Here is a 21459-nt window from a genome sequence, read left to right as displayed (position 1 = left end):
ACGGAAAGAAGTGGGCAACAGAAGGCGCGTCGCCGAGCGACGGAAGACCAACCCGGCCGTCCTCGGCGGCATGATCGCCGTGGTCGTCGGCGGCGCGGGGTTCGGCGTCTACGCGCTGTTCGGCGGCGGGGCCGCCGCCGAGAGCGGCACCCAGTCGGCCGCCGGCACCGAGAAGGCCAAGGCCGTCAAGACCGGGCCGCTGTCGGCCAAGGAGGTCACCGGCACGGCCGAGACGTTCCTCACCGCCTGGCAGCGCGGCAAGGTGACCGAGGCGGCCGCCGCCACGGACGACACGGCGGCCGCGACCGCCCTGCTGACCGGCTACACCAAGGACGCCCACATCAAGGACGTCACCCTGACCGCCGGCACCCGCACCGGCGACAAGGTCCCCTTCTCCGTGAAGGGCACGGTGACGTACAAGGGCACCACCAAGCCGCTGGCCTACGACAGTTCGCTGACGGTCGTGCGGCGGGCCGAGGACGGCAAGCCGATCGTCGAGTGGCACGCCGCCGTCGTCCACCCCGACCTGGAGGACGGCGACACCCTGGTCACCGGAGAGTCCGGCACCCCGCCGGTCAAGGCCCTCGACCGGGACGGCGGCGAGCTGACGGAGAAGGAGTACCCGTCGCTGGGCTCGGTCCTGGACAGCCTGCGCGAGAAGTACGGCGAGAAGGCCGGTGGCAAGGCTGGCGTCGAGCTCCAGGTGGTCCGGGGCGAGAAGTCCAAGAAGGCCGAGCTGTCCGACAAGACCCTGCTGGAGATGAGCAAGGGCACGCCGGGCACGGTGAAGACGACGCTCAGCCCGACGATGCAGGCCGCAGCCGAAAAGCAGGTCGCCTCGAAGTCGAAGGCGTCGGTGGTCGTGCTGCGGCCGTCGACCGGCGAGATCCTGGCGGTGGCCAACTCCTCGCACGGCTTCAACACCGCGTTCCAGGGCTCCCTCGCGCCGGGCTCCACGATGAAGGTCATCACCTCGTCACTGCTGATCGAGAAGGGCCTGGCGTCGGCGGACAAGGAGCACCCCTGCCCGAAGTACTTCACGTACGGGCACTGGAAGTTCCAGAACGACGACAAGTTCGAGATCAAGGGCGGCACGTTCAAGGCGAGCTTCGCCCGCTCCTGCAACACGGCCTTCATCAGCCAGGCGCCCGAGCTGGACGACGACAGCCTCACCAAGCAGGCGCAGCAGGTCTTCGGCCTGTCACTGAACAACTGGTCCGTCGGCGTCTCCACCTTCGACGGCGCCGTCCCGGTCCAGTCGCAGGCCCAGATGGCGGCCGAGCTCATCGGGCAGGGCGGGGTGCGGATGAACCCGCTGAACATGGCGTCGGTCTCGGCGACCGTGAAGACGGGCACCTTCAAGCAGCCGTACCTGGTCTCCCCGGAGTTCGACGGACGGCAGCTCGCGACGGCCGCGCGCACGATGTCCGCGTCCACCCTGTCCCAGCTGCGCGAACTGATGGGCTACACGGCGGCCTACGGCACGGCGGCCGAGGCGATGGCCGGGGTGAGCGGTGACGTCGGCGCCAAGACCGGCTCGGCGGAGGTCGACGGGCAGAAGAAGCCGAACGGCTGGTTCACCGCGTACCGCGACGACCTTGCCGCGGCGGGCGTGGTCCAGCAGGGCGGGCACGGCGGCGACACCGCGGGCCCGATCGTGGCGGCGCTGCTGAAGGCAGGCGGCTGAGCCTCAGTAAGACAAGGCTGAGCCTCGGTAGGGCAGGCGGCTGAGCCTCAGTGCGGCACGGGTGCCTCGGCGGCCAGATAGGTCCGCCGGAGGAACCTCATCAGCGCCTTCGTCTCGAACTGCACCACCGAGACCCCCTGCGCGGAGTGGAACTCCACCACGGCCTGCACGCGACCGCACGGCCACACCCGGATCTCCTCGTTCCCCGCGGGGGCCCGCAGCCCCTGTTCCAGCAGGGACCGCGAGAACGTCCACTCATGGGCCTCACGGCCCGGCAACCGCACGCGCACCGAGCGCGGATCGGAGTCCGGGTCGTATCGGAGGATCACCGGCACCGCGTCCTGCTCTTCCGCCGGGATGTCCGCGTCCGTAACGATATGGACCCGTGCGTACTGTTCGACTACAGACATCGGACGGCCCCTTACAGTGCGTGACCTGTGCGAAAGCTGTGCTTCCGCTCCCCCTCCAATGTCGCATATCTTCCGGAAAGTGCCCTTCGAGGCCGCCGCATCTCACATGTGCGATACACAAGCTCCTCGCTCTTGCAAGTAGTTCGCATTAAGCCACTATCATCGAACGGTGCACGTACCTGACGGATTCATAGACGCCCCCACCTCCGCCGTGACCGGAGTGGTCGCCGCCGCGGCGGTCGCCGTGAGCCTGCGCGGCGCGCGCCGGGAGCTCGACGAGCGGACCGCGCCGCTGGCCGGCCTGGTGGCGGCGTTCATCTTCGCCGTGCAGATGCTGAACTTCCCCGTCGCGGCGGGGACCAGCGGCCATCTGCTCGGCGGGGCGCTCGCGGCGATCCTCGTCGGCCCCTACACCGGGGTCCTGTGCGTCTCCGTCGTCCTGCTCATGCAGGGCATCCTGTTCGCGGACGGCGGCCTGACCGCCCTCGGCGTGAACATCACCAACATGGCCATCGTCACGACGATCGTCGCCTACGCCGTCTTCCGCGGCCTGGTGAAGGTGCTGCCCCGCAGCCGCCGTTCGGTCACCGTCGCCTCCTTCGTCGCCGCCCTGCTGTCCGTGCCGGCGGCGGCGCTCGCCTTCACGCTGATGTACGCGGTCGGCGGCACCACCGACGTCTCCATCGGCAAGGTCGCCACCGCCATGGTCGGCGTGCACGTGCTCATCGGCATCGGCGAGGCCGCGATCACCGCGCTGACCGTCGGCGCCGTCGTCGCGGTGCGCCCGGACCTCGTGTACGGCGCCCGCGACCTGCGCCGGCCACTGCAACTGCGGGTCAACGGCGAGCTGGTCGACGCGCCCGCCGCCGAGCCGGTCCCGGTCGCCGCCCGCTCCTCCCGCAAGGTCTGGGCCGTCGGCCTCGTCACCTCCCTGGTCCTGGCCGGCTTCGTCAGCTTCTACGCCTCCGCCGACCCGGACGGCCTGGAGAAGGTCGCCGCCGACCACGGCATCGACAAGAAGACCGAGGACCACGCCACCGCCGACTCCCCGCTCGCCGACTACGGCGTCAAGGACATCACCGATGCCCGCCTCTCCGGCGGTCTCGCGGGCGTGATCGGCGTCGGCGTGACCGTGGTCGCGGGCAGCGCGGTGTTCTGGGCGGTGCGCAGGCGGCGTACGGCCGACGTCTCGCCCACGAGCACCACCGCCTGACATGGGGGCGGGCCACGCGCACCGGCTGTACCGGCACGGGCACTCCCCCGTGCACGGTCTGCCGCCGCACACCAAACTCGCCGCGACGTTCGCCTTCGTGGTGGTCGTGGTGTCGACGCCGCGGGAGGCCATGTGGGCGTTCGGCCTGTACGCCGTACTGCTCGGCCTGGTCGCGTACGTCGCCCGCGTGCCCGCCGGGTTCCTGCTCAAGCGGCTGCTGATCGAGGTGCCGTTCGTCGCGTTCGCCGTGCTGATGCCGTTCGTGGCGGAGGGCGAGCGCGTCGAGGTGCTGGGGATGTCGCTGAGCGTGAGCGGGCTGTGGGGCGCGTGGAACGTGCTGGCGAAGGGCACGCTCGGCGTCGCCGCGTCCGTGCTGCTCGCCTCCACCACCGAGCTGCGTGAACTCCTGCTCGGCCTCCAGCGGTTGAAGCTGCCGCCGCTGCTCGTGCAGATCGCGTCCTTCATGATCCGCTACGGCGACGTCATCGCGGACGAGATGCGGCGCATGCGCATCGCCCGGGAGTCACGCGGCTTCGAGGCCAGCGGCGTACGTCACTGGGGCGTGCTCGCGAAGTCGGCGGGAGCGCTGTTCATCCGCTCCTACGAGCGCGGCGAGCGCGTGCATCTGGCCATGGTCAGCCGCGGATACGCCGGTTCCATGCCGGTCATCGACGAGGTGACCGCCTCCCGGGCGCAGTGGTCGTACGCCCTCACCCTGCCGTTGGCCGCCCTCGTCGTATGTCTGCTGGGATGGACGCTGTGACCGCTTCCCTCGAGGTCTCGGGCCTCGCCTTCGCCTACCCCGACGGCCACCAGGCCCTGTTCGGCGTGGACTTCTCCATCGCACGCGGCGAGCGGGTCGCGCTGCTCGGCCCGAACGGCGCCGGCAAGACGACCCTCGTGCTGCATCTCAACGGCATCCTGACCGGCGGCGCGGGCTCGGTGAAGGTCGCCGGGCTGCCCGTCGGCAAGGAGCACATGGCCGAGATCCGGCGCCGGGTCGGGATCGTGTTCCAGGACCCGGACGACCAGTTGTTCATGCCGACGGTCCGCGAGGACGTGGCGTTCGGGCCCGCTGCGGCCGGGCTCAAGGGGGCCGAGCTGGAGGAGCGCGTGGACCGGGCGCTCACCCGGGTCGGCATGGCGGAGTTCAAGGACCGCCCGCCGCACCACCTGTCCTTCGGCCAGCGGCGCCGGGTGGCGGTGGCGACCGTGCTGGCGATGGAACCGGAGATCCTCGTCCTGGACGAGCCCTCCTCCAACCTCGACCCGGCCTCCCGGCGCGAACTGGCCGACATCCTGCGCTCGTTGGACGTGACCGTCCTGATGGTCACGCACGACCTGCCGTACGCCCTGGAGCTGTGCCCGCGCTCCCTGATCCTGAGCGACGGCACGATCGCGGCGGACGGCAGGACCGGCGAACTCCTCGCCGACGACGGGCTGATGCGGGCCCACCGGCTGGAGCTGCCCTTCGGCTTCGACCCGCGCTCCGTGATGGGGGCGCCCCCGCGCGAGCCGAGCGAAGCCGGTTCGAGCGTGAGGGAGGGGGCGTGACGCATCAAGAGGACGCGGGGTCGCTGTCCCTGGACGACCAGCTCTGCTTCGCGCTGTACGCCGCCCAGCGCGCGGTGACGGCCGCCTACCGCCCGCTCCTCGACGAACTCGGCCTCACCTACCCGCAGTACCTCGTGCTGCTGGTCCTGTGGGAGCGCGGCGAGACGACGGTGAAGGAGCTGGCCGCCGCGCTGCGGCTCGACTACGGCACCGTCTCGCCCCTGCTGAAGCGGCTGGAGGCGGCCGGCCTGGTCCGGCGTGAGCGCTCGGCGCGCGACGAGCGTTCCGTGCTCGTGGCCGTCACCGGGCGCGGCGAGGAGTTGCGGGAGCGGGCGAAGTGCGTGCCCGGCGCACTGCTCACCGCGACGGGGCTCGACGCGACGGGCGTCGCGCGACTGCGCGAGGAGCTGTGGCAGCTCGCGCACAGCGCGCTCCCGGCCGCGGAGCACACCCCCTGAACTCGGGTTACCCCCGGTTGCCACCCCCTGGTGGCGACGACCTACCTACCGGTCAGTACCTTGTGCACGATGTACTTGTGCGCGCCTTGTTGTCGCGCACTGTTTCCGGGGGAGGGCCACCCATGACCGAAGAGGGCACGTCGACCGACGGGGTCACCGCCGTCGACACCCGTCCGACGAAGATCATGTACGTCGCCGAGGCCACCGCGCACGGCGGCCGGGACGGCTTCGTCACCAGCCAGGACGGGCAGATCGAGCTGAAGGTCGCGATGCCGCCGCAGCTGGGCGGCGACGGCAACGGCACCAATTCCGAGCAGCTCTTCGCCGCCGGTTACAGCACCTGCTTCCACAGCGCGCTGATCCTCGTCGGCAACCGCGAGGGCTACGACCTGACCGGTTCGACGGTCGCCGCGAAGGTCGGCATCGGCCCCAACAAGCACCGCGGTTACGGCCTCGCGGTCGCCCTCAGCGTCTCCCTGCCGGTGCTCGACGAGGGCCTCGCGGCCAAGCTGGTCGACGCCGCGCACGAGGTCTGCCCCTACTCCAACGCCACCCGGGGGAACATCGACGTCACCATCCTGCTTGGGTAGAAGGGCACCCGCACCAGGCAGGACAAGGAGACGGACGTGGACGCGAACGGCACAGTCGCCGAGGGCTTCGAGCCGGTCAGGGAAGCGTTCGTACGGAACTTCACCGCGCTCGGGGAGCGGGGCGCGGCCGTCGCCGTGTACCGGGACGGGCGAAAGGTCGTCGACCTGTGGGCCGGCGCGAAGGACGTTGACGGCGACCAGCCGTGGCAGCACGGCACCGCGCAGGTCGTGCGCTCCGCGACCAAGGGCGTCGCCGCCGCCGTACCGCTCGTGCTGCACCAGCGGGGAGTGCTGGATCTTGACGCGCCGGTCGGCGAGTACTGGCCGGAGTTCAAGGCGCAGGGCAAAGAGCGGCTGCTGGTGCGGCACGTGCTGAACCACCGCGCCGGGCTGCCGGTGCTGGACCGCCCGCTCACGCCCGAGGAGGCGCTCGACCCGCGTCGCGGACCGGCGGCGGTGGCCGCGCAGACGCCGGCCTGGGAGCCGGGCACCGACCACGGCTATCACGCGCTGACGTACGGCTGGCTGCTGGACGAGCTGGTGCGGCGGGTGACGGGCCGCTGGGTCGGCGAGTGGCTCGCGGCGGAGGTCACCGGTCCGCTGGGCGCGGATCTGTGGCTCGGGCTGCCGGAGGCGGAGACGGGCCGGGTGGGCCGTACCGGCCGGGTCGAGGGCCCGGAGCCGACGGGGGCACTGCGCGCCCGCCCCAGGCGCTCGGTCACCGAGTCCTACCAGGACCCGGACTCCCTCACCCGTCGCGCGTTCGCCGCGATCACCCCGTTCCCGGACCAGAACGACCCCGCCTATCGCGCCGCCGCCCTCCCCTCGACGAACGGCATCGCGACGGCCGACGGGCTGGCCCGCGTCTACGCGGGGCTGATCGGCGAGGTCGACGGCGTACGGCTGCTCGACCCGGCGACGGTGGAGCTGGCCCGCGCCGAGGAGTCGTCGGGTCCGGACCGCGTCCTGGTCGTGAACACCCGCTTCGGCCTCGGCTACATGCTGCACGGCTCCGCGTCCCCGCTCCTCGGGCCGGGCTCCTTCGGCCACCCCGGCCGCGGCGGCGCCCTCGGCTTCGCCGACCCGGAGACGGGAATCGCGTTCGGCTATGTGACGAACGGCTTCCGCAAGACGGTGACGGCGGATCCGAGGGCGCAGGCTCTGGTACGGGCGGTGCGGACGTCGTTGGCCGGCCAGGACCGGCTCTAGGCCCGGCTCCTCACACGTGGATCGGGTGCGACGTACGTCCTGACGCCGAGTCGATCTCGCTGTGCGCCTTGGTGAGCATCTGCATCGCGAGCTCGTTCAGGGCGCGGGCGCCGGCGATCTCCTCCCCTACCCGTGGCTGATTCGAGTCGGTGTGGTGCCGTGTGGCGTGCCCGTGGGCCCGTACCTCGGAGCCGTCGGGCAGCCGCACCATGGCGACCGCCCGCGTGTGCTGGTCGTCCTCCATGAACTCCAGCTCGACATGCCATCCCACTGTGGTGTGCATCATGACGATCACCTCCGGAATAACTGCTTCCAGGGTGCTCCCTCGGGGCGGCCCGCGCCTAGTCGGCTTCGGCGACACGTTCGAACGGACCGGACGAATCACTCAACTCGGGATCAGGTGACACTCGGCACAGTCCCTACGACAGACGGTCGCGGCCTGCTTCCATGGAGATGTCGCGCGCCGGACCTGGCCCCGCCGCCACCGCCACTTTCCCCGTTAACCGCTTCGGGCCACACAAAGGACATGCGCTGCTGCTTCTCCGCTCATCTCCCCGCTCTCGCAGCACTGTCGGCCTTCCCCGGCCCCTGCGAGGTGCTGCGCTCCGGTGCGCGCCTCGCCCCCGCCCTGATGCGGTCGGCCTCGGCCGCCGTGCGCCGGGCGCGCTCCCACCACCCCGATGACCTGGCCGCCGTCAATCTGGAACTGGTCACGCTGACCGAGGACAGTGCCGTCCTCACCTGGTACACCGGCATCCCCGGCACCGACGACGGCCTCGGTCACCCCCTGCCCGCGATCACCGAGGGCGAGGTCGTCTACGGCACCCACCCCGGCCGGCTCGACCGCACCGCCTCCGAGGGCCGCCCCACCGCCCACCACCAGGTCGAACTCACCGGCCTCGAGCCGGGGCAGACGTACTACTACCAGGCCCGCTCCCGGGGGACAGCCGCGACGCCCACCCCGCTGCACCTCGTGCGCGGCAACGCGGTGGGCACCTCGACGTTCGGGTTCGGCTCCGGTGGCGGGCCGTACTCCTTCACCACCCCGCAGCCGCCGCCCGGCCGGCATCTGCTGTCCATCGCGCTCTGCAACGACCTGCACCTCGGCGAGACCACGGCCGGCCTCGTCGGCGGTCTCCCCCTGCTGCGCGGGGTCGGCCAGCAGCCGGGGCGGGCGCCCTACCCCGAGCTCATGAGCCGCGCCCTGGTCGAGGAGGCCCGGCTGCGCGGGGCGGACCTGCTGCTGGCCGGGGGCGACATCTCGGCCGGCGGGTCGGCCGCCGACCTGGGCGAGGCCCGCCGCATCCTGGACGGCTTCGGCACCCACGGGCAGGACTACTTCGTCGTACGCGGCAACCACGACCGCTCCCAGGACGGAGGCACCTTCCGCACGGCCTTCCCGGTCGCCGACGGCCCCGGCTTCTTCGCCCGGGACCTCGGCGGGCTGCGGATCATCGGCCTCGACACCTACGCCAAGTCCGGCAACGGCGCCGACGCGGGCGGCCTCGGCCCCGAGCAGCTGGCGTGGTTCCGGGCGCGGCTGCGGGAGGCGCCGGAGCAGCCGACGGTGGTGTTCGGACACCATCCGCTGACCGTGCGGGACTCGATCTTCCCGGTGACCCGCGGCCAGCAACTGGACCGCCGCCAGGCCCGCGCCCTCGTCGACGCCTACGCCTCCGCGCCCGGCGTCTTCCTGCACCACGCGGGCCACACGCACCGCAACAAGCGCACGATGCTGCAGCGCGCCCCGCACGTCACCCATCAGGAGGTGGCCGCCGCCAAGGAATACCCCGGCGGTTTCACCCTGCTGCGGATCCACTCCGGCGGCTACGCCCTCAACCACTACAAGGCCGGCGCCACGGCGGCCCGGCAGTGGAGCGAGCGCAGCCGGCGGGTCGCCGCGGGGCTGTGGCCGCACCACGCGCTGGGCCGCTCGGTCACCGACCGCAACAGCGTGCGGGCCCACGACCTGTCCGGTGTCGCGGGGCGTGAATAGCGCGTCACCGTGTGCGTTCGTAGCATCGAGACATGTCGACCCTCTGGGAGCTCATGCGGGACTGCATCCCCGACGACCACGCCCGGCAGGTCACCTCGCGCTACTACGTCGACGAGGTGATGGCCGCGCCCGGCGCACCCGGGCTGGTGGTCGACCTGGGCTGCGGTCGCGGCATGTCGGCCAAGCTCTTCCGCCGACACGATCCGAAGGTCCGGTGGGTCGGGGTGGACATCGGCGACTCACCGGAGGCCGGCCAGCGCACGCCGAACGGTGACCCGGTCGTGCACTACGACGGCGTGAACCTCCCCCTGGGCTCCGCCTCCCTCCCGCTGATCTACTCCCACCAGGTCTTCGAGCACGTCGCCCGTCCGCGCGAGCTGCTGGCGGAGATCGCCCGGGTGCTCGAGCCCGGCGGCCGGTTCATCGGGTCGACGTCCCAGTTCGAGCCGTACCACTCCTTCAGCCTGTGGAACTACACGCCGTACGGCTTCCGCGTGCTGGTCGAGGAGGCGGGGCTGGCGCTGGAGGAGATCCGCCCCTCCCTCGACGGGGTCTCGCTGATCATGCGCAGCTACCTGGGCCGCCCGCCCGAGTACTCCCGCTACTGGGAGGAGCAGTCCCCGCTCAACACCGAGATCGACGACTGGGCGAAACACGGCCGCCGCCGGACGGCCCTGGTGAACCTGCGGAAGCTGACGTACTGCGGCCAGTTCGCGTTCCGCGTCACCAAGCCGGCGCTCGCCGCCTAACTCGTGTGCAGCATCATCCCGATGCCGACCACCAGCAGCACCGCCGCCGCGATCCGGGGCGACCCGAAGCGCTCCTTGAAGAACACCGCGCCGATGGCGGCCCCAACGATGATGGACGACTCCCGCAGCGCGGCGATCGGCGCCAGCTCCGCCTTCGTCTGGGCCCACAGGACCAGCGCGTACGCGGTCACGGACAGCGCGGCGCCCAGCAGGCCCAGCGCCGCGAACGGCCGCAGCACGGCGACCGTCTTTCCGCGCCAGCGCCAGGCGGCGTACGCCGGGATCACCAGGCCCTCGATCGCCATCAGCCAGGCGATGTAGCCGACGGACGAACCGGAGGCCCGTACGCCCAGCCCGTCGAGAACGGTGTACGCCGCTATGGACAGGCCGGTCGCCAACGCCGCGCCGATCGCGGCCCAGTCGGGCCGTTTCCCGCGCAGGCCCCACAGGGCCACGCCCGTGAGTCCCGCGCAGGACAGGGCGATGCCGGTGGCCGCCCAGGCGTCCGGCACCTCGTGCGCGAACACGGCGGCGAGCACGGCGACCACGAGCGGCGCGGTGCCGCGCGCGATCGGGTAGGCCTGCCCGAAGTCGCCCAGCCGGAAGGACTTCATCAGCAGCGCGAAGTAGACGATGTGGACGGCGGCGGAGGCCAGCAGATACGGCCACGCCCGCGCCGCCGGGAACGTCCCGAAGGGCATCAGCGCCAGCCCGATCAGCACCCCGCCGCCGGCGATGAGCGTGAACCCCACCAGCTTGTCGGGGATCTTGTGGGCGATGGCGTTCCAGCCGGCGTGCGTGACGGCCGCGAGCAGCACGGCGGCGGTGACCAGCGGGGTCACGAAGTCTGCTCGCGCACGTCCACCAGGGCGGCGCCCGCGTGGGCGACGAGTGCCTTCGGCTCCATGGGGAAGACCGCGTGCGGGTTACCGGCCGCGGCCCACACCACGTCGTGCTCCAGCAACGACCGGTCCGCCAGCACCCGCGTCTTCGTACGGTGCCCGAAGGGCGGTACGCCCCCGATGGCGTACCCGGTCGTCTCCCGTACGACGTCCGCCTTGGCCCGCGTCACCTTCTCGGCCCCGAGCTCCTGGCGCACCCGCTCCAGGTCGACGCGGGAGGCGCCGTCCATGAGCACCAGCACCGGCACTCCGTCGGCGGCGAAGATCAGCGACTTGCAGATCTCGCTGAGCTCGCACCCGATCGCGGCGGCGGCCTCGGCGGCGGTACGTGTCGCGTCCGGGAACCGGCGGATCCGTTCGAGCAGTTCGCCGAGGCCCTGCTCTTCGAGGGCCTCGGCGAAACGGGGGTGGGCTCCGTGGCCCGTGCTGTCGGTCGTCGTCATGCACCGCACGCTAGCGGTGCGTGTACGGGACACGCGACCGAGTTCGGAGCCCCGGACTCAGACGCGTGCCAACGCGCGGTCCGCGTCGGGGTCCTCGTCCTTCTCCGCCCGGGTGCGCAGGCCCTCGCCCTCGACGTCCACGTTCGGCAGGGCCCGGTCCAGCCACTTCGGCAGCCACCAGGCGCGACGGCCGAGCAGGGCCAGGACCGCCGGGACGATGGCCATCCGCACCACGAAGGCGTCGAAGAAGACCGCGACGGCCAGGCCGAAGCCGATCATCTTGACCATGGACTCGGAGGAGCCGATGAAGCCCGCGAAGACCGCCATCATGATCACGGCCGCGGCCGTGACGACCCGTGCGCCGTGCTTGAAGCCGGTCACCACCGCCTGGCTCGGCTTCTCGCCGTGGACGTACGCCTCGCGCATCCGCGTCACGAGGAACACCTCGTAGTCCATCGCCAGGCCGAAGACCACGCCGACCATGAAGATCGGCATCATGGACATCACCGGGCCGGTCTCCTCCACGCCCATGAGTCCGGCGAACCAGCCCCACTGGAAGACCGCGACCACCGCGCCGAGGGCCGCCATGACGCTCAGCAGGAAGCCGAGCGCAGCCTTCAGCGGGACGAGGATCGAGCGGAAGACCACGATCAGGAGGAGGAAGGCGAGGCCGACCACCAGCGCCAGATACGGGATCAGCGCGTCGTTCAGCTTCTGCGAGACGTCGATGTTCATCGCCGTCGAGCCGGTGACCAGCACGGTCGCGTCCGTGTCGGCCTTCACCTCCGCGCCCTTGTCGCGGATGGAGTGCACGAGGTCCTCCGTCGTCACCGAGGACGGCTTGGACTTCGGGATCACCGTGATCGTCGCCGTGTCGCCCGCCTTGTTGGGCGCGGCCGGCGTCACCGTCACGACGTTCTTCAGGCCCTTGATGTCGTCGCCGACCTGCTGGAAGACCGCGCCCGGGTCGTCGCTGCCCTTGGCGTCGACGACGACCATCAGCGGGCCGTTGAAGCCCGGCCCGAAGCCGTCGGACAGCAGGTCGTACGCGCGCCGCTGGGTGGTGGACGTCGGCTGCGAACCGTCGTCGGGCAGGCCCAGTTCGAGCGAGCCCGCCGGGACCGCCGCCGCGCCGAGGCCGACGACGCCGAGCAGCAGGACGGCGATCGGACGCCGTACGACGAAGCTGGCCCAGCGGGTGCCCATGTTCGGCTTGGCCTTGCCGGCGGCGGCCTTGCGTTCGGCCCGGTTGCCGCCCATCCAGCGGCTCTTGGTGCCGGCCGGGCGGACCTTGCCGCCCGCGTAGCCGAGCAGGGCCGGGATCATCGTGAGGGCGATCAGCACCGCGATGACGACCGTGCCGGCCGCGGCGATGCCCATCTTGGTGAGCATCGGGATGTTGACGACCGACAGTCCGACCAGCGCGATCACGACGGTCAGGCCCGCGAAGACCACCGCCGAGCCCGCGGTGCCGACGGCACGCCCGGCCGCCTCCTCGCGCTCGCGGCCCTCGGCGAGTTCGGCGCGGTAGCGGGAGACGATGAACAGGGCGTAGTCGATGCCGACCGCGAGGCCGATCATCATCGCCAGGGTCGAGGTGGTGGAGCCGAGCTCCAGCGCGCTGGCCAGCGCGGTGATCGTCGAGATGCCGATGCCGACGCCGATCAGGGCGGTCAGCAGCGGAAGCCCGGCGGAAATCAGCGAGCCGAAGGTGATCACCAAAACGACCGCGGCGACCGCGATGCCGATGATCTCCGTGGCGCCGGTCTCGGGGGTCGTCTGGAGGGCGTCACCGCCGACCTCCACGGTCAGTCCCGCGTCCCGCGCGTCCTGCGCGGCGTCCTGAAGAGCCTCGCGCGAGGAGTCCTGGAGCTCCATGCCGGAGACCTCGTACTTCACCGACGCGTACGCGATCGTGCCGTCCTTGCTGACGGCCTTCGCGGTGTACGGGTCGGCGACGGAGGCCACCTCGGAGCCGTCGGACAGCTCCTTGACGGTGTCCTCCACGGTCGCCTTGTTGCCGGCGTCGGTCATCTTCTGACCGTGCGGCGCCTTGAAGACGACCCGGGCGGTGGCGCCGTCGGCGCTCATCCCGGGGAAGCGCTGTTCCAGCAGGTCGAAGGCCTTCTGCGCCTCGGTGCCGGGGATCGAGAAGGAGGTGGTGCCCGCTGCGGGCGCACTGGCGGCGCCCACACCCGCGAGGGTGAGCAGCGCGACCCATATCAGGGCGACGAAGTGCCGTCGCCGGAAGGCGAGCCGGCCGACTTTGTAAAGGAAGGTGGCCACGAAGGTGACTCCCGGTCAGGTCGTGGGGGCGGTACGTGGGCAGGGGTGATCAGCCCGACGACGTGAGCGGATACGTCAGGAGGAGGGCTAGCTGTGGGGACTCGTCAGTTGACGGGTACGCCGAGGGCGGGGAGGACCACGGCGTCGATGTACGAGGTGAGGAACGTCTGCGTCGGAGGCTGGTCGTCGATCAGCGTGCGCGTGGCGAACGCGCCGACGAGCATGTGCACCACGTAGTCCAGCGCGGGGCAGTCGGCGCGGACCTCACCGCGGTCGACGGCCCGTCGGACCACCCGGTGGAACTCCTCCATCTCGGGTTCGATCAGCAGTTCCTTGAACGCCTGGAGGAGGTCCGGGTTGCCGTGCACCGCCATGAACAGGCCCCGCATCAGCGCGGCGTTCTGCTGCATGGTGCAGTCGTCCTCACGGGAGGTGAGGGCGTGCAGGTCGCCCCGCAGGGATCCGGTGTCGACGTCGGAGATGTTGCCCGGCTTGTTGTGCCGGATCGCCTTCGCCACCAGCTCCGGCTTGCCGCCCCACTGGCGGTAGAGCGTCGCCTTGCTGGACCGGGTGCGGGCCGCCACGGCGTCCATGGTGAGGGCGTCGTAGCCGACCTCCCGGAGCAGGTCGAGCACGGCCGCGTACAACTCGGCCTCGCGCTCGGGGGTGATACGGCTGCGACGTGCGGTTGCCGCCTCGGTCACCATCCTCACCTTCCCCACTCCGAACGACACGGTTTCGTACACCACGACGATAGCGCACCCACAAGCGAAACGAAACGGTTTCGTTCGTGTTCTGGCTCACGCGGCGGCCGCGTGTGAGGAGATGTCACGAGTTGCTCAGGTACGTCCACGGGAAAAGCATGGGGAGGTGAGCTATCTGCGCCTGCCGCACCTCCATGACGACCTGCTCTGCTTCGTGGCCGAGGACGACCTGTGGCTCGCCCCCCTGGACCGTCCGGGCCGCGCTTGGCGGCTCACCGTGGACCGCACCAAGATCGGCCACCCCCGCTTCTCCCCCGACGGCCGCCACATCGCGCACACGAGCTGGCGCAGCCTGGTCCCCGAGATCCACCTGGTCCCGGTGGAGGGCGGCCCCGCCACCCAGCTCACCCACTGGGGCTCCGCCGACACCCGGGTGTGCGGCTTCACCCCCGACGGCGTGATCCTCGCCGTCGCCTCCCACGGTGAGCCCTTCTCCCACTTCACCTGGGCCTACAAGGTGCTCCTCAACGGCGACCCCGGCCGCAAGCTCCCCTGGGGCCCCTGCTCCGACATCCAGGTCGCCGACTTCGACCACGAGCGCAAGAGCCTGCTCCTGACCGGCACCCCACCGCACGAACCGGCCTCCTGGAAGCGCTACCGGGGCGGCGCCACCGGCCGCCTGTGGCTGCACGGCGAACGCCTGCTCGCGGACCTCGCCGGCCACCTCGACTCCCCCCTGTTCGTCGGCGACCGGATCGCCTTCCTCTCCGATCACGAGGGCGTCGGCAACCTCTACTCGTGTGCCCACGACGGCTCCGACCTGCGCCGGCACAGCGACCACGACGCCTTCTACGCCCGGCACGCCGCAAGTGACGGCACCCGGGTGGTGTACCAGTGCGCGGGCGACCTGTGGATCGTCGACGACCTGGCCCCGGACTCCCGGCCGCGCCGGCTCGACGTCCGGCTGAGCGGGCAGCGGGCGGGCCGCCGCCCCTACCAGGTACCGGCCGCGCAGCACGTCGACGGCGTCTCCGTGGACGAGACGGGCCGCGCGAGCGCCGTCGTCGTACGCGGCAGCCTGTACTGGCTCACCCACCGCGACGGCCCCGCCCGCACGATCACCGACACCCCGGGCGTACGGGTCCGGCTCCCGGAGATGCTCGGCTCGGTCGGGCAGGTCGCGTACGTGACGGACGCGGAGGGCGAGGACGCGATCGAGATCGCCCATCTGCCCCGCGCGACCGGCGACCGTGAGCCACGCCGCCTGGCCTCCGGCGACCTCGGCCGGGTCCTGGAGATGGTCGCCGACGCCCAGGGCGAACGCATGGCCATCGCCTCGCACGACGGACGGCTGCTGCTCCTCGACGTGACGGAGGACTCCAACGGAGAGGTGACCGAGCTGATCCAGTCCGTCAACGGCCCCGTGCGGGACCTGGCCTTCTCCCCGGACGGCGGCTGGCTGACCTGGTCCCACCCCGGGATCGGCCGCTCCCTGCGCCAGATCAAACTGGCCCGCATAAAGGACAGCCTGATCGTCGATGTGACGGGCGGCCGCTTCGAGGACGAGAACCCGGTGTTCACCCGGGACGGCCGCTACCTCGCCTTCCTGTCCTGGCGGGGCTTCGACCCGGTCTACGACGTCCACACCGGCGACCTCTCCTTCCCGCTCGGCTGCCGCCCCTACCTGGTGCCGCTGTCCTCCGCGACGCCCTCGCCCTTCGCCCTGAACCCCGAGGGCCGCCCGGCCGCCGGGGGCCTGGACCCGGTGGAGGAAGAGGAGGGCGACGGCGGCGGCACGACGACCGTCGAGATCGAGGGCCTGGAGAGCCGGGTCACCCCCTTCCCGGTCACCGCCTCCAAGTACTCGGCGCTGTGCCCGGTCTCCGGCGGCGGGCTGGTCTGGCTGCGCTGGCCGATCTCGGGCGCGCTGGGCGAGACGTTCGCCAACCCGGACGACATGACCGGCCGGCCGACCCTCGAGCACTTCAGCATCACCAAGGCCAAGAAGTCCGAACTCGTCGACCACCTCGACTGGTTCACGGTGAGCGGCGACGGCACCCGCCTGGTCGTGGTCGACGAGGGCGAGCTGCGGGCGGTGCCCGCCACCGAGTCCGGCGACAGCGACTCCACGGTGTGGATCGACGCCCGCCGCATCCTGCACGAGGTGGACCCGGCCGCCGAGTGGAGGCAGTCCTACGCGGAGGCGGGCCGGCTGATCCGGGCGTACTTCTGGGAGCCGGGAATGTGCGGCATCGACTGGGACGGGGTGCTGGACCAGTACCGCCCGCTCGTCGACCGGGTCGCCTCCCCCGACGACTTCGCCGACCTGCTCCGCGAGGTCCTGGGCGAGCTCGGCACCTCGCACGCCTACGTCTCCCCCGCCCGCCGCAACGAGGGCCCGGCGCACTACCAGCGCTGGCAGGGCCTGCTGGGCGCCAACTTCGTACGCCGCGACGAAGGCTGGATGGTCAAGCGCATCCTCCCCGGCGAGTCCTCCGACTCCAAGGCCCGCTCCCCGCTGGCCGGCACCGGAATCCGGGAAGGCGCGGTCCTCACCCACGTCGACGGCCGCCCGGTCGACCCGGTCGCCGGCCCCTATCCCCTCCTCGCCGGGGCGGGCGGTACGACGGTGGAGCTGACGTTCACCCCGGCCGAGGGCGAGGCGGGCCGCGCACGCCGGGTGGCCGTCGTCCCCCTCATCGACGAGCGTCCCCTGCGCTACCAGGACTGGGTGGCCAAACGCCGGGCCGTCGTACGGGAGTTGAGCGGCGGACGCTGCGGCTACCTGCACATCCCGGACATGGGCGGCTCCGGCTGGGCCCAGTTCAACCGCGACCTGCGCATGGAGGTGTCCCGCCCCGCCCTGATCGTCGACGTGCGCGGCAACGCGGGCGGGCACATCAGCGAACTGGTGGTGGAGAAGCTGACCCGCACCATCCTCGGCTGGGACCTCACCCGCAACGCCCAGCCGGTGTCGTACGCCTCCAACGCCCCGCGCGGCCCGGTCGTCGCCCTCGCCGACGAGGCGACCTCCTCGGACGGCGACATGATCACGGCGGCCTTCAAACTCCTCAAGCTGGGCCCGGTGGTGGGCCAGCGCACCTGGGGCGGAGTCGTCGGCATGACCGGCCGCCACCGCCTCGGCGACGGCACGGTGATCACGGTCCCGATGAACGCGGCCTGGTTCGACGCGTACGGCTGGAGCATCGAGAACAAGGGCGTCAGCCCCGACGTGGAGGCCCTGCGAACACCGCTGGACTGGGCGGAGGGCCGTCATGCCCAGCTGACGGACGCGGTGGAGCTGGCGCTGGAGCTGTTGGAGACGAACCCTCCGGCAACTCCCCCGGACTACGCACACGTTCCGGACCGCTCGCGCCCCAATTTGCCCCCACGTCCTTGAGGGACGCCGGGGGAACCCACCCAGGGGCGCGGGGCTGTTCCGATTTGCGGCTCCGCCGCGCGGGCGCGACAAGCCCCCACCCAGCCGCACCGGAAACACGAACGCGGGGCACCCACCGAACAGTGGGCGCCCCGCGCTTCAGCGAGCCGACTGACTACCGGTCGTAGTCCTGGTCGAACCGCTCCTCGTCCTCACGCATCCGGTCGGACTCCTCGTCACGCTGCGGCCGCTGCGGACGACCCCGCTCCGGCTGACCGTGCTGGCGCTGACGCTCCGGACGCTCCTGCTGACCGTGCTGACGCGCACGCTCCTGCAGCTGCTCGGACTTCTCCTTGAACTGGTCCTTCATGCCCATGTGGGTTCACTCCCGTAGTGGGTGGGGGTTGGCCCCTCGGTGGGGCCTCGACCAGATTCACACGGGCGATAACCCTGCGCATGTCGATCAGTTACGCCGCGTAGTCCGCTCCTGCTCATCGGCCGCGCCACCGGCTCCGACCAGCCCGCCGCGCATCCCCACCAGCCGGTCCCCGAACCGCCGCATCTCCCGCTGCCCCACGGTCCCGATGAGGCCCGGCAGATACCCGCGCACCCCCTGCATCCCGCGCAGCCACCACTGCCCGTACACATGACTCGACCGCCGCTCGATCCCGGCCACGATCCGCTCGACCGCCGGCCCCAGCGGATACGTCTTGTTGGACGGCCACGGCAGCCGCTGCCTCAACTCCCGCATGACGTCGTCCTGGTCGGCCCCGCGCACCATGTCGGTGTCGGTCCAGGACAGATACCCGACGCCCACCCGCACGCCCTTGTACCCGACTTCGGCCCGCAGACTGTGCGCGTACGCCTCCACGCCCGACTTGGACGCGCAGTACGCCGTCATCATCGGCGCCGGGGTGATGGCCGCGAGCGAGGCGATCTGGAGCAGATAGCCCCGGCTCTCCATCAGCACCGGCAGGAACGCGCGTGCCGTCACCGCCGATCCGATGAGGTTGACCTCGATGACCCGCCGCCACGCCTCCGGGTCGGAGTCCACGAACGGTCCCCCGGCGGCGACGCCCGCGTTGGCGACGACGATGTCGACCTTCCCGAACCGTTCCTTCACCTCCCGCGCGACCCGCGCCATCGCCTCGTGGTCGGTGACGTCGGCGTACCAGTGGTCGCTGTCGCCGTGCAGCCGCTCGGAGACCTGCTTGAGCGCGTCCGGCTCCAGCCCGACGAGCGCCACGCTCGCCCCCCGCGCGGAGAGCTTGCGCGCGAGCAGCTCCCCAACGCCCCGCGCCGCGCCCGTGACGACGGCGACCTGCCCTTCGAGGCTCACCCTGCTCATGCGCCCTCCTTCACCTGCGTGTGCGTCCTGGTCGTCGGGTACGTCATGACGAGTTCCCGTATCTTTCCGGTCACCAGCTCGGGCGCCTCGATGGGCGTCATGTGCCCGAGGCCGGGCAGTTCGGTGACACCGAGGCAGTGCGGCAGCGCGGCGGCCAGCGAGCGGGCGTGCACCGGCGGGGTCAGCCGGTCGGCCGTGCCGACGATCACCGCGGTCGGCACCGACAACTGGCGTACGCCGTGGTCGAGATCGAGCAGGTCGAGCACCTGCGACCAGGCGTGCCGCACCTTGCGCGGGCACGCGTGCACGATCCGCGCGCACGCCTCGACCATGTGCGGGTCCGACCCGGCGCCCATCGTCGCGTACTTGAGGATCGCCCTGGCGACAGGCGTGACCGGCCCGAGCGGCGCCCGGGAACCGAGGACGCGCCCGGTCAGCCAGGTGCGCAGCCGGCCCGCGCGCAGGGGTATGACGGTCGACTCGGCGACCAGCCGGGAGGCGCCCGTGCTGCACAGCAGGACGGCGGCGGCGTGCTCGCGGAAGCCGGGGCGCGCGGCGGCGGCCATCACCGTCATGCCGCCCATGGAGTGCCCCACGATCACGGCTTGCTCGCCGGGCGCGAGGGTCGCCTTCAGTACGGCTTCGAGGTCGTCGGCGAGTGCGTCGGGGCTGCACGCCGGACTGGCCGGGCTGCGTCCGTGGCCGCGCTGGTCGTAGGCGACGACCCGGTGGTCGACGGCCAGATCCCGGATCTGCGCCGCCCAGAAGGCGGTCGAGCAGGTCCAGCCGTGCGCGAGGACGACGGCGGGCGCGTTCTCGGGGCCGTGCACCTCGACGTGCAGCCCTGCGCCGTCGGCGGACACGGCCGTCACCTCGCGGACGGGGACGGGTGGGGCGTACGGCCCGTTGGCGACGTTCATCAGGCGGCTCACGCGGACACCTCCGCGCTCTCGCCGGTCTCCGCGCTCTCCGCGGCCGCCGCGATCTCCGGGGTCTCCCGCACGGACGACCGCACCACGGCGTACTCCGCGAGATCCACCCGCCGGGTCGCCCGCCGGAACTCGGTCGTCGTACCGGGCCAGATGGTCGTGTTGCGTCCGCTCGCGTCGAGATACCAACTGGTGCAGCCGCCCGTGTTCCACACCGTCCGTTTCATCCGCTCCTGCACCCGCCGGTTCCAGGCGTGCACCGCGCTGGGGCGCGCGTCGAGGGCGACCCGGCCGCCGAGGACGTCGAGTTGCCGTACGAAGTCGGCCATGTAGTTCAGCTGGGACTCGATCATGAGGATCATGGACGAGTTCCCCAGGCCGGTGTTGGGCCCGATGATCGTCATCCAGTTGGGGAACCCGGCGGCGGAGGCCCCGCGCAGGGCCTCCATCCCGCCCTTCCAGGTCTCGGCGAGGGTCTTGCCCTCGGCGCCCACGACCCGGTCGGCGATCGGCATGTCGGTGACGTGGAACCCGGTGCCGAAGACGATCGCGTCGACCTCGGCCTCGTGGCCGTCGGCGGCCACGACGGTGGACCCACGGATCTCGCTCAACCCGCTGGCCACGACGTCCACGTTGGGCCGCGCGATCGCCGGGTAGTACTCGCTGCTCAGCAGGATCCGCTTGCAGCCGATGCGGTAGTCGGGGGTGAGCTTGGCGCGCAGGGCCGGGTCCTTGATCGCGCGGGCCATGTTCTGCTTGGCGAGGCGCTCGATGAAGCCCAGCTCGTTCGGGTGCTTGGTGAACGCCTGGACCTGCAACTCCCGGATGCCCCACAGCAGTCCGCGGCGCAGCTGGGTGGTGAAGGGCAGGGCCCGGTGCACGGAACGCTCGGCGCCGCTGATGGCGCGGTCGATGCGGGGCATGACCCAGGGCGGGGTGCGCTGGAAGAGAGTCAGCCGGGAGACCTGGGGCTGGATGGCGGGCACGATCTGGATGGCGGAGGCGCCGGTGCCGACCATGGCGACGCGCTTGCCGCGCAGGTCGTAGTCGTGGTCCCAGCGGGCGGAGTGGAAGACCTTGCCTGGGAAGGAGTCCAGGCCGGGGATCTCGGGCGTCTTGGGGTCGGACAGCGGCCCGGTGGCGGAGACGACGATGTCGGCGGACAGGCTCCCGCTGCTCGTCTCGATGTCCCAGCACAGCCGCTCGCCGTTCCACGTCATCCGCCGCACCTCCGAGTCGAAGCGGATGTGCGGCCGCAGCCCGAAGGTGTCCGTGACGTGCTCCAGGTAGGCGCGGATGTGCTCCTGCCCGGAGAAGGTGCGCGGCCAGTCGGGGTTGGGTGCGAAGGAGAACGAGTACAGGTGGGACGGCACATCGCAGGCGCATCCCGGATAGCTGTTGTCCCGCCAGGTGCCGCCGACGCCGCCGGCCCGCTCCAGGACGACGAAGTCGGTCACGCCCTCGCGCCGCAGCCGTACGGCCGCCCCCAGTCCGCCGAACCCGGACCCGACCACCGCGACCCGCACATGTTCGCGTTCGGCCATGCCTGTGCCTCCACACTTCGAACCGGAACCATGCCAGTGAACACTGGCGCAATGGGGA

General features: G+C 71.6%; 20 protein-coding genes. 10 read left to right on the top strand and 10 right to left on the bottom strand.

Features of this window, described 5'->3' with window-relative positions; translation table 11 throughout:
• Nucleotides 1–10 precede the first annotated feature (10 nt).
• On the top strand, nucleotides 11–1687 hold the full coding sequence (locus ACIRD7_RS25775; protein ID WP_403457240.1) for a penicillin-binding transpeptidase domain-containing protein: 1677 nt from the start codon (nucleotides 11–13) through the stop codon (nucleotides 1685–1687).
• A gap of 47 nt (nucleotides 1688–1734) precedes the next feature.
• Here ACIRD7_RS25775 and ACIRD7_RS25770 read toward each other — a convergent pair whose 3' ends face one another.
• Nucleotides 1735–2097, bottom strand: a complete 363-nt coding sequence (locus ACIRD7_RS25770; protein WP_403457238.1) for an SsgA family sporulation/cell division regulator — start codon at nucleotides 2095–2097, stop codon at nucleotides 1735–1737.
• 169 nt (nucleotides 2098–2266) lie between these two features.
• Here ACIRD7_RS25770 and ACIRD7_RS25765 point away from each other — a divergent pair, with 169 nt between their 5' ends.
• The 6 genes from ACIRD7_RS25765 to ACIRD7_RS25740 all read left to right on the top strand — a co-directional run bounded on the left by ACIRD7_RS25765 (nucleotide 2267) and on the right by ACIRD7_RS25740 (nucleotide 7121).
• Nucleotides 2267–3310 carry an energy-coupling factor ABC transporter permease gene (locus ACIRD7_RS25765; RefSeq protein WP_403457237.1) on the top strand — a complete coding sequence of 348 codons (1044 nt, stop codon included), beginning with the start codon at nucleotides 2267–2269 and terminating at the stop codon, nucleotides 3308–3310.
• Between the two features lies 1 nt (nucleotide 3311).
• Complete coding sequence (cbiQ, locus tag ACIRD7_RS25760; RefSeq protein WP_403457235.1) at nucleotides 3312–4073, top strand: cobalt ECF transporter T component CbiQ; 762 nt, start codon at nucleotides 3312–3314, stop codon at nucleotides 4071–4073.
• Nucleotides 4061–4864, top strand: coding sequence for an energy-coupling factor ABC transporter ATP-binding protein (locus tag ACIRD7_RS25755; protein WP_403457233.1), 804 nt, complete (start codon nucleotides 4061–4063; stop codon nucleotides 4862–4864). Before cbiQ ends, ACIRD7_RS25755 begins: the two co-directional genes overlap by 13 nt.
• Entirely contained in the window at nucleotides 4861–5322 is a 462-nt protein-coding gene (locus ACIRD7_RS25750) for a MarR family winged helix-turn-helix transcriptional regulator (RefSeq protein WP_403457231.1), read from the top strand. Before ACIRD7_RS25755 ends, ACIRD7_RS25750 begins: the two co-directional genes overlap by 4 nt.
• A 122-nt stretch (nucleotides 5323–5444) precedes the next feature.
• A complete protein-coding gene (locus ACIRD7_RS25745) occupies nucleotides 5445–5912 on the top strand; it encodes an organic hydroperoxide resistance protein (protein WP_403457229.1) in 468 nt (155 codons plus the stop codon).
• Nucleotides 5913–5948: 36 nt separating this feature from the next.
• Nucleotides 5949–7121, top strand: a complete 1173-nt coding sequence (locus tag ACIRD7_RS25740) for a serine hydrolase domain-containing protein (protein WP_403457226.1) — start codon at nucleotides 5949–5951, stop codon at nucleotides 7119–7121.
• Between the two features lie 10 nt (nucleotides 7122–7131).
• On the opposite strand, the gene ACIRD7_RS25735 is transcribed toward ACIRD7_RS25740, so the two are convergent.
• The gene (locus tag ACIRD7_RS25735) at nucleotides 7132–7407 is read right to left on the bottom strand and encodes a DUF1876 domain-containing protein (protein ID WP_403457225.1); all 276 of its coding nucleotides are present in this window, start codon (nucleotides 7405–7407) and stop codon (nucleotides 7132–7134) included.
• 240 nt (nucleotides 7408–7647) lie between these two features.
• On the opposite strand from ACIRD7_RS25735, the gene ACIRD7_RS25730 reads away from it, so the two are divergent.
• Complete coding sequence (locus ACIRD7_RS25730) at nucleotides 7648–9117, top strand: metallophosphoesterase (protein ID WP_403457223.1); 1470 nt, start codon at nucleotides 7648–7650, stop codon at nucleotides 9115–9117.
• 32 nt (nucleotides 9118–9149) lie between these two features.
• Entirely contained in the window at nucleotides 9150–9866 is a 717-nt protein-coding gene (locus tag ACIRD7_RS25725; protein ID WP_403457221.1) for a class I SAM-dependent methyltransferase, read from the top strand.
• Here ACIRD7_RS25725 and ACIRD7_RS25720 read toward each other — a convergent pair.
• The 4 genes from ACIRD7_RS25720 to ACIRD7_RS25705 form a co-directional block, all read right to left on the bottom strand.
• Complete coding sequence (locus ACIRD7_RS25720) at nucleotides 9863–10708, bottom strand: EamA family transporter (RefSeq protein WP_403457220.1); 846 nt, start codon at nucleotides 10706–10708, stop codon at nucleotides 9863–9865. The two genes, ACIRD7_RS25725 and ACIRD7_RS25720, sit on opposite strands and share 4 nt — an antisense overlap.
• On the bottom strand, nucleotides 10705–11211 hold the full coding sequence (locus tag ACIRD7_RS25715; protein ID WP_403457218.1) for a YbaK/EbsC family protein: 507 nt from the start codon (nucleotides 11209–11211) through the stop codon (nucleotides 10705–10707). Before ACIRD7_RS25715 ends, ACIRD7_RS25720 begins: the two co-directional genes overlap by 4 nt.
• Nucleotides 11212–11268: 57 nt before the next feature.
• Nucleotides 11269–13497, bottom strand: a complete 2229-nt coding sequence (locus ACIRD7_RS25710; RefSeq protein WP_403457216.1) for an MMPL family transporter — start codon at nucleotides 13495–13497, stop codon at nucleotides 11269–11271.
• 104 nt (nucleotides 13498–13601) lie between these two features.
• Nucleotides 13602–14201, bottom strand: a complete 600-nt coding sequence (locus ACIRD7_RS25705) for a TetR/AcrR family transcriptional regulator (RefSeq protein ID WP_403457214.1) — start codon at nucleotides 14199–14201, stop codon at nucleotides 13602–13604.
• 166 nt (nucleotides 14202–14367) lie between these two features.
• Here ACIRD7_RS25705 and ACIRD7_RS25700 point away from each other — a divergent pair, with 166 nt between their 5' ends.
• Entirely contained in the window at nucleotides 14368–17601 is a 3234-nt protein-coding gene (locus ACIRD7_RS25700; protein ID WP_403457213.1) for a S41 family peptidase, read from the top strand.
• Between the two features lie 154 nt (nucleotides 17602–17755).
• Here the strand turns inward: ACIRD7_RS25700 and ACIRD7_RS25695 are convergent, their stop codons facing one another.
• From ACIRD7_RS25695 to ACIRD7_RS25680, 4 genes are all read right to left on the bottom strand, one after another.
• The gene (locus tag ACIRD7_RS25695; protein WP_403457212.1) at nucleotides 17756–17956 is read right to left on the bottom strand and encodes a hypothetical protein; all 201 of its coding nucleotides are present in this window, start codon (nucleotides 17954–17956) and stop codon (nucleotides 17756–17758) included.
• 87 nt (nucleotides 17957–18043) lie between these two features.
• On the bottom strand, nucleotides 18044–18928 hold the full coding sequence (locus tag ACIRD7_RS25690; RefSeq protein ID WP_403457211.1) for an SDR family oxidoreductase: 885 nt from the start codon (nucleotides 18926–18928) through the stop codon (nucleotides 18044–18046).
• Nucleotides 18925–19860 carry an alpha/beta fold hydrolase gene (locus ACIRD7_RS25685; RefSeq protein WP_403457210.1) on the bottom strand — a complete coding sequence of 312 codons (936 nt, stop codon included), beginning with the start codon at nucleotides 19858–19860 and terminating at the stop codon, nucleotides 18925–18927. The genes ACIRD7_RS25690 and ACIRD7_RS25685 overlap by 4 nt, the downstream gene beginning before the upstream one ends.
• Nucleotides 19857–21401 carry a flavin-containing monooxygenase gene (locus ACIRD7_RS25680; protein WP_403457209.1) on the bottom strand — a complete coding sequence of 515 codons (1545 nt, stop codon included), beginning with the start codon at nucleotides 21399–21401 and terminating at the stop codon, nucleotides 19857–19859. The genes ACIRD7_RS25685 and ACIRD7_RS25680 overlap by 4 nt, the downstream gene beginning before the upstream one ends.
• Nucleotides 21402–21459 lie beyond the last annotated feature (58 nt).

Source organism: Streptomyces sp. NPDC093568 (genome assembly GCF_044764945.1).
In the GTDB taxonomy this organism is placed as follows: domain Bacteria; phylum Actinomycetota; class Actinomycetes; order Streptomycetales; family Streptomycetaceae; genus Streptomyces.
This window is presented reverse-complemented; position numbering and strand designations above follow the sequence as displayed.

Coding starts and splice junctions, on each gene's coding strand:
- ACIRD7_RS25755 (WP_403457233.1), top strand. CDS start 4,061: ATGGACGCTGTGACCGCTTCCCTCGAGGTCTCGGGCCTCGCCTTCGCC.
- ACIRD7_RS25695 (WP_403457212.1), bottom strand. CDS start 17,956: ATGGGCATGAAGGACCAGTTCAAGGAGAAGTCCGAGCAGCTGCAGGAG.
- ACIRD7_RS25680 (WP_403457209.1), bottom strand. CDS start 21,401: ATGGCCGAACGCGAACATGTGCGGGTCGCGGTGGTCGGGTCCGGGTTC.
- ACIRD7_RS25745 (WP_403457229.1), top strand. CDS start 5,445: ATGACCGAAGAGGGCACGTCGACCGACGGGGTCACCGCCGTCGACACC.
- ACIRD7_RS25730 (WP_403457223.1), top strand. CDS start 7,648: ATGCGCTGCTGCTTCTCCGCTCATCTCCCCGCTCTCGCAGCACTGTCG.
- ACIRD7_RS25725 (WP_403457221.1), top strand. CDS start 9,150: ATGTCGACCCTCTGGGAGCTCATGCGGGACTGCATCCCCGACGACCAC.
- ACIRD7_RS25690 (WP_403457211.1), bottom strand. CDS start 18,928: ATGAGCAGGGTGAGCCTCGAAGGGCAGGTCGCCGTCGTCACGGGCGCG.
- ACIRD7_RS25770 (WP_403457238.1), bottom strand. CDS start 2,097: ATGTCTGTAGTCGAACAGTACGCACGGGTCCATATCGTTACGGACGCG.
- ACIRD7_RS25735 (WP_403457225.1), bottom strand. CDS start 7,407: ATGATGCACACCACAGTGGGATGGCATGTCGAGCTGGAGTTCATGGAG.
- ACIRD7_RS25715 (WP_403457218.1), bottom strand. CDS start 11,211: ATGACGACGACCGACAGCACGGGCCACGGAGCCCACCCCCGTTTCGCC.
- cbiQ (WP_403457235.1), top strand. CDS start 3,312: ATGGGGGCGGGCCACGCGCACCGGCTGTACCGGCACGGGCACTCCCCC.